We start from the raw sequence: 15,635 nt of genomic DNA, 5'->3' as shown, positions 1-15,635 counted from the left end.
TCAGACATGGACAAACGCATCATACATATTGATCCTGAAATACTCGGAGGAACACCGGTTTTCTACGGAACACGAGTGCCGATCAAAAATCTATTTGACTACCTTGAAACCGGCGAATCCATAAATTACTTTCTTGACGATTTTGAAGGCGTACAGCGAGAGCAAGTCATAAAAGTGCTTGAAATGTCACAAAAACTTATTGAAACCTCGTCAAACATTCTGCATGAAAATTTTGCTTGACGAGTGTGTAACGAAGCACTTGAAACCGCACCTTAGCGAACACGAAGTTTATACGGTTAGAGAGTTACAGTGGAGTGGTATTAAGAACGGCAAACTCATGGCACTCTGTGTTGAGCATCAGTTCGACGTTCTTTTAACGATAGACAAAAATCTACAGTATCAGCAAAACCTTGACAAACATTCACTGATTATTGTTGTCCTAAATAGTTTTACGAGTAAAGTAGAAGAACTTGTCTTATTTCTGCCATCATTTAAGGAGCGGGTTGACCAATTTGAAAAGCATAAAGCATACCTCATAAACAGATAAGATTCTATAGAAAAAGACTAAGCGAATGGAAGACAAGTACTATAGCTTCATTTGATATATAACCACTTGGCCTACAGTACCCTCTACACCGCTGTTTGACTCACCACCGGTTGCAATCTATAGTTGACTAATGAATTTTCGGTGAGCCACTCACAACTTCAGCCTCACCCCCACCCGATTCAACCGCCCCGTAATCCAGACGCACAGCAGCGCGAACAGAAGCGATTTTAGTAAGCCAAGTCCACCGACAAGAATTGCTTCTGGTAAATGGAGGTGCAGGAGCGTCATCAAAGCATAGGCGAAGTACGGAATCAGGTAGCAAAGTAACGTGTCTGTCCCGGCGGGCCTGATGAAAGCAAACCAATTGGCTTTCCCACCTACATCCACCAGCCAGTAGATACTCGTAAACGCCAGGATGGTGAAGGCGCTGCACAGAAAGAGCCAGGCGGGTGTAGCGTCCAGTTTGCTAAGTCCCCAGAACTGACGCGTATAGACCGATACCCCAATTAATACGACGAAGACGGCGAGAAAAACAAGTGTCATCCGGTTGTTATCGGCCCGTTTGCGGAATTCTATAAAAAGCGTTGCTATCACCACACCACCCATCGTCAGGCCAACCATCGTACCCCCGCTAATGGCACCGGGAATAATGTGAACTACTTCCGTGAGCAAACCGGCCTGATCAGCCATGCTTAGCAGCGCAAAGCCGACCCAGGCCAATACCAGCACCGGAATGCGGTTTCGGGCGAAAACGGTGACGAATGCAGCCGTTAAATACGACCAGCCAATCAGCCCTAATATTCCCCACCAGTGCGTTTCAAAACGGGTTATGGTTTCGTTTCCTCCCCGGTAGATGAAAGCAAGTGCCAGTAATATTGTGATGCCCAGCACTTTACTGCTCCTCACGACCCAGGTATTGACCCTTTTCGGGTAGGCGTTCCAGATGAGAATAAAGGCTGTACACGACAACACATTCCAGACAAGCCGCTGCATACCGGTGGCCGCTTCGTTGATGGATTCGCCATTGACCAGAAAAACACCCATCACCAGCAGGGCAATCGACCGGCTGACGACATGCCCAGCCAGCGCGGTATCGCTATCTCCTTTTTGCCGTCGGGCCGTGATGGCATACGGCAGCGACATGCCCACAATGAACAAAAAAGCCGGAAAGACAACATCGGCCAGGCCAATGCCATCGGCTCCGTTCGGCACGTGTTCCAGCCAGGCCGGGATATTTGTCAGCGACCAGAGGTCATTGACGAATATCATCAATACCATCGTGATAGCCCGCAATATGTCAATGGACGCAACCCGTTCGGGTGAACTGAACGATGATTTTGATTGAGCAGGTAGTGTTTCTGGCTGAAGCATAACGACTTAGGACAAGCCCCAAAAGATACAGACGTTCATGGTTAAATTAAACGAAGCGTGGGCAACAATGGCCGGGTAAATGGAGCCACTTACTCGTTTTAGCCAGGCAAACAGGCAGGCCGTCAGGAACATCAGAAGAACCCAGATGCTGCCCGAAACCGGCTGAAAAACAAAGTGACTACCGGCAAGACTAAGCCCATGATGAAACAGGTGAACGACCCCAAAGAACAGCGACTCCCCAATTACGCTCGTCCGATAACTGAATCGCGTGGTGAGCGCTTCCTGAAGAAAACCCCGGAAATAGATTTCTTCGCCGACAGGACTAAAAATAAGGGCGGGTATGGTCGCAATAACGAACAGGCTTTGCGTGTCCTGCCCGCCAGCCGGAATAATCTTTGTGTAGGCATTTCGTATGGTTACAAACCAATTTGCTGAGGTTGTGTCAAACAACGTTTTGCCTAAAACGTGACAGAACAGCGCAGCCGCCATGCCGGTCAATAACGCTACGCCATAAACCCATCTGCTGTTCGCCGGCGTTAAGCCCACCCGTCGGCGATGGATTTTGTCCAGGAAGATAAACGGCATCAGGGCCATCAGGATGAAGCCTACCGGCATCACAAACCGATATGCAGGTGGCCCCAGCGTTCCTATACCCCGAATTGTGGCAAAAATGACACCGAAGAATACGGCAGTGGCTACGAAGTACTTCGCTGTAAATGTCTGATTTTTAGGCAGCGATTGATTCAACATTACGCCAGGATTGAGGGTGTTTAACCGAAGCGGAACCCTTAGTAGCTAAAACGAGCCGGGCCTGATAATCTACCTTGCCCAACTCGTTTCTCATTTAATATACAACCACTTGTTATACAGTGCCTTCTGCCCCGCCGTTTGGTTGGGCAGGGGTTGCAGGCGGTAACTGACCAACGGGTTTTGCGTGAGCGTAACGGGTATTTCGCGCAGGAGACCAGCCCGGTTCACGCGTATTTTTAATTTATCGCCCACCTGCCGGCCGCTGATAAGCCGCAGCAAATCGTCGCCCACGCGAACGTCGTCTACCGAAATAACTTCATCGCCCACGTTCAGGCCATCGGTGTAGGCCGCCGACCCGCGCCGAACGCCCGAAATGGTTGCTTTGCCATTCGCCACCGTTGTGGCCGCGCCCAGAAACCCATCCTGCTCCGGGGCCGCTATATTTACTAATTGTAATCCCACCGGCTCAAAATAGGCGTTGTAATTAATCGGCTCGGCGGAGTTGACCCCGATGGCAAAAAAATCGTCGAGTTGGCGGCCCGCCATCTGTTCGGCGGCCTGCCGGAACTCATCGTCGGTGAACCCGCGCTTTTGTTTTTTGTAGTATTCCGTATAGAGATACCGCATCAGGTCGTCCATGCTGCGTTCGCCGTTGCTGCCCGTCAGAATTGCCAGATTCAGCAAGGTTCCTAAAACGCTGCCTTTGCCGTAATACGAAATGGTCGCGTTGGCCGAGTTTTCGTTGGGGCGGTAGCCTTTAATCCAAGCATCCCAGCTTGATTCGGCCGCCGACTGCACGCGCGTTCCGGGCTGGTTTTCAATGACGGTTATGTCGTTGGCGATAAGGCTGAGGTAATTCTCCGGCGTATGAAAACCCGCCCGGCGCAGGATGTAATCTTCATAAAACGACGTACACCCCTCTGACAACCAAAGCATGTGCGTATAATTCTCGGTCTCGTAATCGAACGGTCCCAGGGCAATCGGGCGGATGCGTTTCACATTCCAGAGGTGGAAATATTCATGCGCCACCAATGTCAGAAATCCTTTGTATTTGGCTTCGGTGTACGCTTCGCGGGTAACTTCGAGGGTCGTCGAGTTGAGGTGTTCCAGCCCGCCACCTCCTGGCGGAATATGGTGAACAATGAAGGTGTAGTTTTTGCAGGGATGCTCACCCACGACGGTAGCAGCCGCTTCGCAAACCCGCTTATAATCAGCCGCCAAGCGTTTTTCGTTGTACTCAACCTCGCCAAACATGGCCACCGTATGCGGAATGTTTGAGGCCGTAAAGCCAAACGTTTTGTGATTACCAATCTCAATCGGCGAATCGACCAATAGATCGAAATCGGCCGCTTCGTAGGTATGAGCCGCGCCCGCTACAGGCTCAAGTCCCGTAGCGACGTTTTTCCAGGATTTGTACGGTTGAACGACCACGCGCAGGGGGCTATTTTTCAGGGCGTCGTGGTACATAAATACCCCGGCGGGGGTAACATAGCCGTGGTCGGCATCCACAAAACTCGTTCGCACGGTGAGCTCGTTGGCATACACCCGGTAGCGAATCGTGAGGTTATCGTCGGTCGTTTGGATTCGCCAGGTATTTTTGCGGACTTTTTCACTCGGCACCGTCTTCCCGGCAACCGAAGCCGTGAACCCCTCCACATTTTTGGCATATTCCCGAATCAGATACGAACCCGGTGTCCAGACCGGCATTTTAATATCGATGTATTTATTTTTTTTTGCATTGGTCGCAGCCGCCACATTTTTCAACTGCATCTCGACCTCAAAATAATGCGTTTGCGGTTCAGGCATCGACAGCACATAGGTTACGCTCGGAGGAGATGCCGGAGGGGTTTCATCGTCAGCCGCCAGGCTGGTTGCAGGAGAGAAAACAGGAATAAAAAATGTCCAGACAGTAAGTAAATAAAGAAGCCGGGCGTTTTTTTTCATACGGAAACAGGAATACCTTCGTTTTTTGTCCAGAATTGACCTGATATTTGTCAATTTCTAAACGAAACTACGACGTAAATCCGTCAAAAAATAGTTTCATGTTTCGAGTTCAACGTTCCAACGTTTGTCAGATGGAATACGGAACTGCACCGGCGAACCGACCGAAACATGGAACTTGAAACATGGAACAATTTATGCCCTACCTAACTGCCCAATTAGGTCAACACCCATCGCTCCTGGTTTTTTGTCGGTTAGCGTTTACCCTAATCGTTGGCTTGCTGACGACATTATCGGCGTTGGCGCAGCGAACCCAGAGTCATGCCGAACCGGATTACCACTACCGAAATGGGCTTGAGTTGTTCGAGAAAGCCAACTATGCGGCTGCCCGGTCTGAGTTTCGGCAATACCTCGAACCCCGCCGGGGCGATGGTTCGCAAACGCTCCTCAACACCGGCGACCAGAATGCCGTCGACGCCGACTATTACGTGGCCCTCACGAGCCTGTATATCGACGAACCCGGCGCTGAACTGCTCGTTGACCGGTTCGTTAAAAACCATAGCCAGCACCCGAAAGCCGGGCAACTCTACGGCGATTTAGGCACCTATTACTACAACCGTCAGGATTATGCGAAAGCCATTGATTTCTTAGAAAAAGCGGTGAATCAGGGGGGAAGTACGGCGCAACAAACCGGCTATAAATACCAGTTGGCCATTGCTTACTACAATACGCAGGAGTTGCAGCGGGCGTTGCCGCTTTTAAATGACGTAAAGGCTGATCCCAATTCGGCCGATGCACCGGCCGCGTCGTATTATGCCGGGGTAATCAATTTTCGTAACCGCAATTTCAACGAAGCGGTTGCCGATTTCCGGCGGGTCGAAACCAACCCGACCTACCAGAATCAGGTGCCCAACTGGATTGCCCAGGCCCTGTATCGCCAGCGTCGGTTCGATGATTTGCTGACCTACACAGAGCCGCTGCTCCGGCGCAACAACGGCGCGGAGCTGAACGAAGTCGCCCTGTTCACGGCTGAAGTTTTTTATCAGCAGAATCAGTTTGCCAAAGCAATTCCGTATTACAGGCAATACATCACGGCCGCCGGAACAAAAGCGCCGGGCGCGGTTCGGTTCCGGTATGGGCAGTCGCTGTTTCGCACGGGCGCGTATGCTGACGCGATTACGCAGCTTAAAAACGTAGCGAGCGGCAAAGATACCACAGCTCAGTATGCCGCCTATACCCTGGGGGTCAGCTATTTACAAACGCAAAATCCGACCTATGCCTTAACAGCCTTCGACCAGGCGGGGCGGCTGTCGTTTAATCGGGAAATTCAGGAAGAAGCGCGATTCAATCACGCCAAATTGCAGGTCGACCAGAACAACGGGGCCGATGCTGTCCGGGAATTAACCGCTTTTCTGAAGCAATACCCCGACAGCAAGTTTGAGAATGAAGCCAACGAATTAGTTGGCGAAGCGTATTTTGCCTCCAACAACTACCCGGCAGCCATCGCCTACATTGAAGGACTCAAACGCCGAACCCCCAAAATCAACGCCACCTATCAGCGGCTGACCTACAACCAGGGTGTCAACGATTTCAACGCCGAACGCTACCCGCAGGCGGTGGCAAATCTGGATAAGTCGCTGAAATTTCCGGTTGATAATGAGCTGCAGCAGGCCGCGCAATTCTGGAAAGCCGAAGCATATTCGGCGGGTAAACAATACGATACGGCCATTCCCCTGTATGCCAGTATTTCCAAATCCGGTTCCGGCGATTATGCCAGCAAGAGTTTGTACGCCCTCGGTTATGCGTACTACAACAAAAAAGATTACCCCCGCGCCCTGCCCTATTTCCGCGATTTTGTGAGTCGCGGGGGCGATGCAGATAACCGGCCACAGCTACTGGATGCGACCGTTCGCTTAGCCGACGCCTACTTTGCAACCAAGCAGTACGAAAACGCCATTCGCTCCTACGACCAGGCCATTACGCAAAATGCCCCCGATAAAGACTACGCATCGTATCAGAAGGCGGTAATTTTGACATATGTAGGCCGCGATGCCGAAGCGAAAGCCCAGTTTGACCAGGTGCAGCGTCAATTTCCAAACTCGCGCTTTGTAGACGAGAGCCTGTTTCAAAAGGCGAATGTCGATTTTGAGAAAGGCGCTTATCAGGCGGCCATTCAGAATTATACGAAGCTGATTCAGGACAAGCCGAACAGTTCGCTCATCCCGGCTGCCTTGCTGAAACGGGCCATTGCCTACGGAAATATTCAGCAATACGACCCGGCGGTAGCCGATTACAAACGCATTTTAGACAACTACGGCGACTCCGAACAGGCGCAAAGTGCGTTGCTGGGCATTCAGAATACACTAAATGATGCCGGTCGGCCCGAGGAGTTTTCGCAGGTGCTGGGTCAATACAAAAAGAGCAATCCGGGCAGCACGGACGTGGAGCGGGTGCAGTTCGAGAATGCCAAGAATATTTACGCCAATGAGAAATATCCGCAGGCCATTCAGTCGTTTCTGGCGTTTTTGCAGGAATACCCCGCCAGTCCCGGCACCAACGAAGCCCGTTACTATTTAGCGGAATCGTATCGCCAGACAAACGACGCAGCCAACGCCCTCCGGTACTATAATTTAGTCGTGGCCGACAACAAATCAGACTTTCTGGTTCGGGCAGCAAGCCGGGCGGCTGACCTGGAAACAAAGCAGAAGAATTTCCCCCGCGCCATTCGGAATTACCAGATTATCCTGAGCAAAGCCAGCAACAAAGCTGAGCAGGTGTCGGCTCAGTTAGGGCTGATGGACACCTATTTCGCGTTTCCTAAGCCCGATTCAGCCGCAGCCGTCGCCCGCGAGGTCATAGCCGCCGGAAACGTGGTGCCGGCCGCCCAAAATCGGGCGCAGCTTATGCTGGGCAAAGTGGCCTTCGGGAAGGGCGACTATAAAACCGCGCAGGCCGATTTCGAGAAAACCATTGCCCTGGCCAAAGACATCAACGGCGCCGAAGCCCAGTATTACCTCGGCGACATGTTGTTCCGGCAGAAAAAATACAAAGAGTCAGTTGCGCTGCTGCTGAAATTCAATGAGCAGTTCAGCGAGTTCGACTACTGGAAAGGCAAAGCATTCATTCTGGTGTCCGACAATAACGTGGCCCTCGATGAAACGGCGCAGGCAAAAGCTGTTCTGAACTCAATCATCGAAAATTCATCCGACGAAACCATCATCGCCGAAGCAAAGCAAAAGCTGGCGGCTCTGGAGTCTAAAAACTAATGAATAATGGCTAATGAATAATGTAAAATGCTATAGCGTCTTATCATTATTCATTATTCATTATTCATTTCACCTTATCCATTATGCGTTACCTACTCACCCTCACCCTGCTTTCTCTATCCGTCCCGCTTTTCGCGCAACAGCCGAAACCCACGCGACCGGTGAAGGAAGGCGAAGTGGATAATCAGGAAATTACGGTTGAGAAAAGCCGGAAAATTGAGTTGCCGCCCGCCAACCGAATTTTTAATAAGATTCCATCCAGCAAGCCATCCGCCGAGCAGCGAAAACTCACCTACGAGTTCGAGGACCGCAAACTCACCGTGGGCGACCCGAAAATTACGACCAACGTATTGGCTCCAGCAACGACTCAGCCCGAGGAAACAGCCGCCTACAACAATTACGTAAAGTTGGGTGCGGGTAATTACAGTTCGTTTCTGGGCGAAGGCTTCGTCGGTATCAACAACCTCTCGAACCTCGCGCTCGAAGGGTCCGTGCGGCATCTGTCATCGGCGCTGGGGCCGGTCGATGGCAAGAATTCTGCCCAAAGCGATACCCGTATTCGGGTGACCGGTAAATATTTAGCCGATGCCTTCAAACTTCAGGCAGACGTCGGCTTCGACCGGAACGCGTATAATTTTTACGGATACAGCCGGGAGTTTGCCGCTCAGCCCAACTTCAACCCCGATCTGATTAAGCAGCGGCTCAATACGATTAATTTTAAAATAGGGATTGAAAACGCCAAGTCGGAAAACGCCATCGACTACGCCCTCCGCACAGGTATCACCTCCCTGCGCGACCGGTTCAATGCCTCCGAAACCGATTGGGCCACCAACTTTAATGCCTCGCTCGGCATCACCGACAATGTGTTTGCGCTGGTAGCTGCCGACGCCTTCGTTACCCAACGCTCCGACGGGTCCATCGTCGACAATCGGAATCTGTTTCGTGTAAAGCCCAGCTTTAAGTACACGTCTTCAGTATTCACCATTACGGGCGGTGTCAACGCGGTTAACCAGACCGACCAACGGCAGGGCATCAACGAAACGCGGGCCTTCCCGGTGATTGATATCGACCTTGTCCCCGTGGGTAACGTTCACATTTTCGCAGGCGTCGACGGGGATATTAACCGAAATACGCTGCGCTCGTTACTTGCTGAGAACAAGTGGCTTGCGTCGCAGGTGCCATTAGTTAACACGGTTAAGTCGCTGGATATCTATGGCGGTTCTAAAGGAAATCTGGGGGGGGGATTCTCGTATGAAGGCAAGGTATCCTATGCCCGCTACCGAAACTTTTCGACCTTCAACAATACGATTCCCGATACCACAAAATTCTTCGTGCTCTACGATGGCGGTATTGCCAACGTGCTGACCGTATCCGGGCAATTAGCGTATGCACAGAAAGATAAGTTTCGGTCAACGCTGAAAGCCGACTTTTTCAACTACGGTCTCGACCGACTCGAAGAAGCCTGGGGGCGTCCGCAGGTGGCCGCTAGCTGGAGCAATTCCTACATCCTGAACAAAAAATTATTCGTCACCGCCGATTTGTATTTTTATGAGGGCATCCGAAACAAAAACTTCACGTCTGGCGTAGCCTACACCCTGAAACCCATCTACGACGCTAACCTGAAAATTGACTATTTCTTAGGTTCACAAGTGTCGGCCTTTGTTTCGTTAAACAATATCTTCAGCCAGAACTACCAGCGGTATTTGTATTATCAGACGCAAGGGCTTAACTTTCTCGGAGGAATCAGTTATTCGTTCTAACCCCTCCACCCGCGCATCCTATGGCGTCCGTAAATGAGTACCTCAAAAAGCTGCTGTATCAGTATGATTGTGTTGTTGTTCCCGACTTGGGAGCGTTTTTGACTCACTATCAATCGGCAGTCTTTACGGAAGCCAACGGGTTATATTTGCCTCCCCGCAAACGCGTGGCCTTTAACGAAGCCCTACGCTTCGATGATGGGATTCTGGCCAACTACATCATGCTGCACGAGCCGGTCACGCGCGAAGGTGCCCAGCGGCATATCAGCGAGTTTGTCGGTGAACTACGGCAGGACGTCAAAACGGCGGGGCGGTTCGAGCTTGATGGGATTGGCACATTCACTCAAAATGATGAAGGCCGGCTCCAGTTTGTTCCTGGTTTGCGACACAATTTCTTTGGGGAAGCCTATGGTATGAGTGCCGTGTCGGCCCAGTTAATTAACCGCCAGCCTCAGCTTGAAGCTGCCCTGGAGGCTGTACCCGTTACAACACTCAGTCCGATACTGGTGCGGGACGAAGAAACAAGGCTTGTGCCCTACCACCCGGCTCGCCGGTATTGGCTCGCGGCCGCCGTTGTTCTGCTGGTTGGGTCATTGGGTGTGGTCAGTTATCTCTCCGTGATTAATCCCGGCCAACCCTTTCAGAGCAGCGTAGACCCGGCTAACCTGTTCCGCTTGTCGGCTTCACTTGTTGAGCGTTCGACTGACGAAAAAGCAATACCAAAGGTCGGGATTGTTCAAAAAAATGGTCCTGCCCCAGTTCCTGAAGCCAGGCCGGTGGCTAAAGTCGCTGTTGAACCAGTGGTTGGTACGCCCCCAACTGAGCCTGTAGCCAAACCCGAAGTAACACCCGCCGGGGCTGGGGTTCATGTAAAACTTGAAGCAGCACGGGCGGTGAAGCCAGTGGTCGTCAGCAAAATGGCCTTGCCGGTTGTCAGGCACATTCGCACAAGCCCTCATTTTACGGTAATTGCGGGTGTTTTCTCGAGCAAGCGGAATGCCCTGAGGCTAAAGCGGCAGTTGCGTAAAGCCGGTTATGCCGACGCGTTTGTTATCATGCCTGCCCGTGGTCAGAAAGAACGGTATAAAGTGGCGGCTGCGGGGTCGGCCATTCGGGAGGAAGCTGTTGCCAGGATGGCCGCTATCAGCGAATTAGCCGGTTCCGAGACGTGGCTTTTAAAGAATTAAGCAGTTAAAATTGTTGTCTAAAAAAAGACAGTCCGTTGGTATTGTCTTTTTGTTTTGCCCTGATCCTGTATAGTAGGTTCATTCTACATGGTAAGCTAAAGCCGATTAACCCAGCTATTACTGCTTATAGAGTTTGCTTCGTAATCGGGTCAGGGTTTCCCGTTCAGTTCCTAAATAGGAAGCAATATCGGCAACGGGGAAGTAGTTAAAATAATGCGGATTGGTGGCTATAAGCTTTTCTAAACGCTGCCCGACTGTCAGCATCTGTAGATCGCGAACTTTCTCCTCGTGCATCCGACTGCGGTGGCCCAAAAGCGTTGCGTAGAGACGGGTATAATCCGGGAAGGTGGCATACATCCGCACGACATCGGCATGGGATATACAAATTAGCCAGCTATCGGCTACGAACTCAATGTTATCGACAGCAACCTCTCCCAGATGAAAGTTAGCCGAAACGCAGAAATCGTTCGGTACATGAAGCCGGGTAACAACCTGGCGTCCATCAATGGGTGAGCTATAATACGACTTGGCTGCTCCCTGGATTATAAAGCCTAACATTTGGGGGCGTTCTCCTTCATGGACAAGCTTCGTTTTCTTTTCGTAAAAGCAAGGCTGACTATGGGTTCTAAAATACTGCCAGGTCACGTCTGAGATGGGACTCGTCACATCCACAAGTGTTTTTAACCTAAGATAGCCCGCTTCAAGTTCTTCAGTTGAGATTGCTTTCATGTCAATAAAATACCTCCCGCCGGATGTATTTATAGTATGGATAAAGGGCACAAAACGAATTAAAACCCGACCAGCTTTACAGGTATTTCACTTACAAAACAATTAAGCGAAATAAACTTACAAATAGATTACCAAAAAATTATATGTTAGCTTACTTACTATTAACCAATGGCTAATCTAAGTATAAATAGTGATAAATGTCACACAAAATTGCGGAACGGTTAAATACTTTTATGAACGGGTTTAATGCCTGCAGGTTATCGACTCAGGTTTCCCTATGGAAACCTGAGTCGATAACCTGCTTTTTCGAACTATCGATTGTAGCCCGCGAGTTGACCTGCTGTTAACAGAAGACGGTAACTATCCACCAATGGATCTGCAGTCGACTTAGACAGGTACCTGTTCCATGATGCAATTCCAATACACCCGTGATGGCTTACTCAGATTCGGTAGAAGAAATAGATAAAGTCCTCTTGAAATGGCTGAATGTACTTGATGCGTTTTGCTATCGATATGACCGATTAAACCAGATAATCAGGGCGACCGACACACCAAATTCCTGGAAGCCTGCCCAACAAAGATCGACGTTACGCAAACTTCTGCTGTTGCGTGAGCAGGCAGGTAATACCGTAGCCACTCTATTGACAGATATGAGTTCTCAGCCTGCCCGCTCGTCGCTGCTACCCCCGACTTACCTTAAACTTCAGGTACATACAAGCCTGCTTGACGAACTTAACCGGAAAATTGATGCTGAATTGAACGTAGTCGAAGCGATAGTTCAGGTACAATAAATACAAAAGCCTCCCACGTTAGTCAGGAGGCTTTTTGCATAAGCAAACAGAAAACAGGAACTTAGCCCAAATACGTCTTCAGCGCTTTCGACCGGGAGGTGTGGCGCAGCCGACGAATGGCTTTTTCTTTTATCTGCCGAACCCGCTCACGGGTCAGGTTAAACTTCTCGCCAATCTCTTCGAGCGTCATGGCGTGTTCGCCATTCAGACCAAAATAAAGCGTAATCACATCGGCTTCCCGCTGGGTCAGCGTTGAAAGGGCGCGTTGTACTTCCTTCCGCAGCGAGTCATTTATCAAACCCGAATCGGGTTTATCTTCGCCATCGTTTTCGAGTACGTCGAGCAGGCTGTTTTCTTCGCCCTGCACAAACGGCGCGTCCATGGATACATGACGACCTGAAATCTTCAGCGTATCAACAACTTCAGCCGCCGAAATTTCCAGCACAGCGGCCAGTTCTTCGGGCGAGGGTTCGCGTTCAAACTTCTGTTCGAGGTCGGAGAACGTTTTGGAAATCTTGTTCAGCGAGCCAACCCGGTTGAGGGGCAAACGCACAATCCTGGACTGCTCGGCCAATGCCTGCAGAATCGACTGGCGAATCCACCAAACCGCGTAAGAAATGAATTTAAACCCCCGCGTTTCGTCGAATCGTTGAGCGGCTTTAATCAAACCTAAGTTGCCTTCGTTAATTAAATCACCCAATGAAAGGCCCTGATTCTGGTATTGTTTAGCCACCGACACCACAAAGCGAAGATTTGCCTTTGTCAAGCGTTCGAGCGACAATTGGTCACCTTCCCGAATTTTCTGGGCCAGCGTTACTTCCTCATCGGGGGTAAGCAGGTCTACTTTACCAATCTCCTGCAAGTACTTGTCTAACGACTGACTTTCACGATTGGTAATCTGTTTTGAAATTTTTAGCTGTCTCATAATACGGTGCCCTCGGTGGAGTGACTATATAACGCTACATTCTGACGTTGCATTACACAAAAAAGTAACAATGACTTACGCATTTTTGTTCTCTGGCTTCGGCAGCAAAACTTTACGCGATAACCGATACTTTCCGGTCTTCTTATCCACATCAATCAATTTTACCGTCACTTCTTCACCTACCTGCAGCACACCATCCATGGTTTCCAAGCGTTCCCACTTAATCTCGGAAATATGCAATAAACCGTCTTTGCCCGGCATGAATTCAACGAATGCACCGAAGGGCTGAATCGTTTTCACTTTACCGACATAGGTTTCGTTCACTTCAGGTACGGCCACGATGCCTTTCACCCGCGACACGGCTTTGTCCATGCTTTGTTTGCTGGTCGCAAAAATGCTTACCCAACCCGCGTTGTCATGCTCATCAATGTTGACAACCGCGCCCGATTCTTTCTGGATATCCTGAACCACCTTTCCACCAGGTCCGATAACGGCGCCAATCTGGTTGGTGTCGATCTTGATAACAACGGCGCGGGGGGCATGTGGTTTCAGGTCATCACGAACCGCAGCAATGCCCTTCTTCATTTCGCCGAGGATGTGTAGACGGCCCAAACGCGCCTGTTCCAGGGCCTGCGCCAGTACTTCATAAGATAAACCTTCTACTTTCAGGTCCATCTGGCAGGCAACAATACCTTTTTCGGTGCCCGTTACTTTAAAGTCCATATCGCCGAGGTGATCTTCATCCCCCAGGATGTCCGACAGCACGGCGTATTTCGCGCCCGCACTGGATGGTGCATCGGAAATCAGGCCCATCGCAATTCCGGCAACGGGCGCCTTGATTTTAATCCCGGCATCCATCAGAGCCATCGTTCCGGCGCAGACTGTGGCCATCGACGATGAACCGTTCGACTCCAGAATGTCGGACACAATCCGAATGGTGTACGGATTATCTTCGCCAGCGGGCAACACTTTCTTCAGCGAACGGTGGGCCAGGTTTCCGTGGCCAATCTCCCGCCGGCCAGCTCCCCGGTTGGGTTTCACTTCGCCCGTTGAAAAGCCGGGGAAGTTATAATGCAGCAGGAACTTACTGTAGCCCTGATACATCGTTTGATCGACGATTTGCTCATCGGTTTTAGTACCCAGGGTTACGGTCGTTAGCGACTGGGTTTCGCCACGCGTGAATAAAGCAGACCCGTGCGGACCCGGCAAATAACCGGCTTCCGCCGAAATCTGGCGGATTTGATCCAAGGCCCGGCCATCTAAACGGGTGCGCTCATCGAGGACTAACCGACGCGAGGCTTCCCATTCCAGGTCGTGGAAATACGTTTTAATCAACCCTGTATTCACCTCCGAACCTTCCGGAAACGAAGCTATATACTCGTCGCGGATTGCTTTAGCAGCTTCAGAACGACCTTTTTTATTTGGATTCTGCCGACGAACAACCTCATAAATTTTATCATACGTAGCCGACCGAACAGCCGCCCGCAGGTCTTCGTCGTGGGTTTCGTGGTTGTATACCCGCTTTTCGGTCTTGCCCACTTTAGCACCCAGTTCTTTTTGGGCCTGGCACTGCACTTTGATGGCTTCGTGAGCAACCTTAAGAGCCTCGACCACTTCGGCTTCTGAACATTCGTCCATTTCGCCCTCGACCATGCAAATATCTTTTTCGGTGGCCGCCACAATCAGGTCGATGGTCGCCCGTTCCAGATCAGCCGTTTTCGGGTTAATCTTATACTGACCGTCAATTTTAGCGACGCGCACTTCCGAAATTGGCCCGTTGAAGGGAATGTCGGACACGGCCAGCGCCGACGAAGCAGCCAATGCAGCCAGCGAATCGGGCTGCACGTCAGGGTCCGCCGAAATCAGGGTAATCATTACCTGTGTGTCGGCATGGTAGTCTTCGGGAAAGATTGGCCGCAGAGCACGGTCGACCAACCGGCTAATCAGAATTTCGTGGTCGCCCAAGCGGCCTTCGCGCCGTTGAAAGCTACCCGGAATTCGGCCAGCCGAGGCAAATTTTTCCTGATAATCAACGGATAAGGGAAGAAAATCAATGCCTTCTTTGGCCTCTTTACTTGATACAACGGTGGCTAACAGCATGGTGTTGCCTAACCGTACAACCACTGCTCCGTCGGCCTGTCGGGCCAGTTTGCCGGTTTCGATGGTAATTTCCCGCCCGTCGGGCAGCGCAACGGATTGCGTGGTGATTTGAAACATAAAACAGATTTTGAATACGTCCTCTTACAGCTTTTTTTGATAATCGACGGCTGCCGGATGCCTGCATCCACGCTGCTCACCAATCGGTTATCATACCTCAATTACTTCCTTTCTTTTCTTCTGAACGTTCGTCGCTACCGGACGATGCCCAAAA

General features: G+C 50.7%; 12 protein-coding genes. 6 read left to right on the top strand and 6 right to left on the bottom strand.

Translation table 11 applies throughout. From position 1 onward, the window contains the following. The first annotated feature begins 6 nt into the window (after positions 1-6). Entirely contained in the window at positions 7-240 is a 234-nt protein-coding gene (locus tag ACYVI1_RS08925; RefSeq protein ID WP_460909008.1) for a DUF433 domain-containing protein, read from the top strand. After that, the gene (locus ACYVI1_RS08920; protein ID WP_460909006.1) at positions 224-547 is read left to right on the top strand and encodes a DUF5615 family PIN-like protein; all 324 of its coding nucleotides are present in this window, start codon (positions 224-226) and stop codon (positions 545-547) included. Before ACYVI1_RS08925 ends, ACYVI1_RS08920 begins: the two co-directional genes overlap by 17 nt. 150 nt (positions 548-697) lie before the next feature. On the opposite strand, the gene ACYVI1_RS08915 is transcribed toward ACYVI1_RS08920, so the two are convergent. The 3 genes from ACYVI1_RS08915 to ACYVI1_RS08905 all read right to left on the bottom strand — a co-directional run bounded on the left by ACYVI1_RS08915 (position 698) and on the right by ACYVI1_RS08905 (position 4,612). Continuing rightward, entirely contained in the window at positions 698-1,918 is a 1,221-nt protein-coding gene (locus ACYVI1_RS08915; RefSeq protein WP_460909004.1) for a DUF5009 domain-containing protein, read from the bottom strand. A 6-nt stretch (positions 1,919-1,924) separates the two neighbouring features. Beyond that, entirely contained in the window at positions 1,925-2,668 is a 744-nt protein-coding gene (locus ACYVI1_RS08910) for a lysostaphin resistance A-like protein (protein ID WP_460909002.1), read from the bottom strand. Positions 2,669-2,758: 90 nt separating this feature from the next. After that, positions 2,759-4,612 carry a M61 family metallopeptidase gene (locus tag ACYVI1_RS08905; protein ID WP_460909000.1) on the bottom strand — a complete coding sequence of 618 codons (1,854 nt, stop codon included), beginning with the start codon at positions 4,610-4,612 and terminating at the stop codon, positions 2,759-2,761. Between the two features lie 194 nt (positions 4,613-4,806). Between ACYVI1_RS08905 and ACYVI1_RS08900 the strand changes: the two genes are divergently transcribed. From ACYVI1_RS08900 to ACYVI1_RS08890, 3 genes are all read left to right on the top strand, one after another. Continuing rightward, positions 4,807-7,875 (top strand): tetratricopeptide repeat protein, encoded by a 3,069-nt coding sequence (locus ACYVI1_RS08900; RefSeq protein WP_460908998.1) that lies wholly within the window; start codon positions 4,807-4,809, stop codon positions 7,873-7,875. An 83-nt stretch (positions 7,876-7,958) separates the two neighbouring features. After that, complete coding sequence (locus tag ACYVI1_RS08895; protein WP_460908996.1) at positions 7,959-9,635, top strand: TonB-dependent receptor; 1,677 nt, start codon at positions 7,959-7,961, stop codon at positions 9,633-9,635. A 20-nt stretch (positions 9,636-9,655) separates the two neighbouring features. Next, the gene (locus ACYVI1_RS08890; RefSeq protein WP_460908994.1) at positions 9,656-10,819 is read left to right on the top strand and encodes an HU domain-containing protein; all 1,164 of its coding nucleotides are present in this window, start codon (positions 9,656-9,658) and stop codon (positions 10,817-10,819) included. A gap of 117 nt (positions 10,820-10,936) precedes the next feature. Here ACYVI1_RS08890 and ACYVI1_RS08885 read toward each other — a convergent pair whose 3' ends face one another. Beyond that, the gene (locus ACYVI1_RS08885) at positions 10,937-11,548 is read right to left on the bottom strand and encodes a Crp/Fnr family transcriptional regulator (RefSeq protein WP_460908992.1); all 612 of its coding nucleotides are present in this window, start codon (positions 11,546-11,548) and stop codon (positions 10,937-10,939) included. A 431-nt stretch (positions 11,549-11,979) separates the two neighbouring features. On the opposite strand from ACYVI1_RS08885, the gene ACYVI1_RS08880 reads away from it, so the two are divergent. After that, complete coding sequence (locus tag ACYVI1_RS08880) at positions 11,980-12,339, top strand: hypothetical protein (protein WP_460908990.1); 360 nt, start codon at positions 11,980-11,982, stop codon at positions 12,337-12,339. A 61-nt stretch (positions 12,340-12,400) separates the two neighbouring features. Here ACYVI1_RS08880 and ACYVI1_RS08875 read toward each other — a convergent pair whose 3' ends face one another. After that, positions 12,401-13,264 (bottom strand): sigma-70 family RNA polymerase sigma factor, encoded by an 864-nt coding sequence (locus tag ACYVI1_RS08875; RefSeq protein WP_009282104.1) that lies wholly within the window; start codon positions 13,262-13,264, stop codon positions 12,401-12,403. 75 nt (positions 13,265-13,339) lie between these two features. Then, positions 13,340-15,481 (bottom strand): polyribonucleotide nucleotidyltransferase, encoded by a 2,142-nt coding sequence (pnp, locus tag ACYVI1_RS08870; RefSeq protein WP_460908988.1) that lies wholly within the window; start codon positions 15,479-15,481, stop codon positions 13,340-13,342. Positions 15,482-15,635: the final 154 nt, after the last annotated feature.

The organism is Spirosoma areae (assembly GCF_054781775.1).
Note: the sequence above shows the minus strand (reverse complement) of the source record. Positions and strands in the feature narration are given on the sequence as shown.

Coding starts and splice junctions, on each gene's coding strand:
- ACYVI1_RS08920 (WP_460909006.1), top strand. CDS start 224: ATGAAAATTTTGCTTGACGAGTGTGTAACGAAGCACTTGAAACCGCAC.
- ACYVI1_RS08890 (WP_460908994.1), top strand. CDS start 9,656: ATGGCGTCCGTAAATGAGTACCTCAAAAAGCTGCTGTATCAGTATGAT.
- ACYVI1_RS08875 (WP_009282104.1), bottom strand. CDS start 13,264: ATGAGACAGCTAAAAATTTCAAAACAGATTACCAATCGTGAAAGTCAG.
- ACYVI1_RS08925 (WP_460909008.1), top strand. CDS start 7: ATGGACAAACGCATCATACATATTGATCCTGAAATACTCGGAGGAACA.
- ACYVI1_RS08910 (WP_460909002.1), bottom strand. CDS start 2,668: ATGTTGAATCAATCGCTGCCTAAAAATCAGACATTTACAGCGAAGTAC.
- ACYVI1_RS08885 (WP_460908992.1), bottom strand. CDS start 11,548: ATGAAAGCAATCTCAACTGAAGAACTTGAAGCGGGCTATCTTAGGTTA.
- ACYVI1_RS08880 (WP_460908990.1), top strand. CDS start 11,980: ATGGCTTACTCAGATTCGGTAGAAGAAATAGATAAAGTCCTCTTGAAA.
- ACYVI1_RS08895 (WP_460908996.1), top strand. CDS start 7,959: ATGCGTTACCTACTCACCCTCACCCTGCTTTCTCTATCCGTCCCGCTT.
- ACYVI1_RS08915 (WP_460909004.1), bottom strand. CDS start 1,918: ATGCTTCAGCCAGAAACACTACCTGCTCAATCAAAATCATCGTTCAGT.
- ACYVI1_RS08905 (WP_460909000.1), bottom strand. CDS start 4,612: ATGAAAAAAAACGCCCGGCTTCTTTATTTACTTACTGTCTGGACATTT.
- ACYVI1_RS08900 (WP_460908998.1), top strand. CDS start 4,807: ATGCCCTACCTAACTGCCCAATTAGGTCAACACCCATCGCTCCTGGTT.
- pnp (WP_460908988.1), bottom strand. CDS start 15,481: ATGTTTCAAATCACCACGCAATCCGTTGCGCTGCCCGACGGGCGGGAA.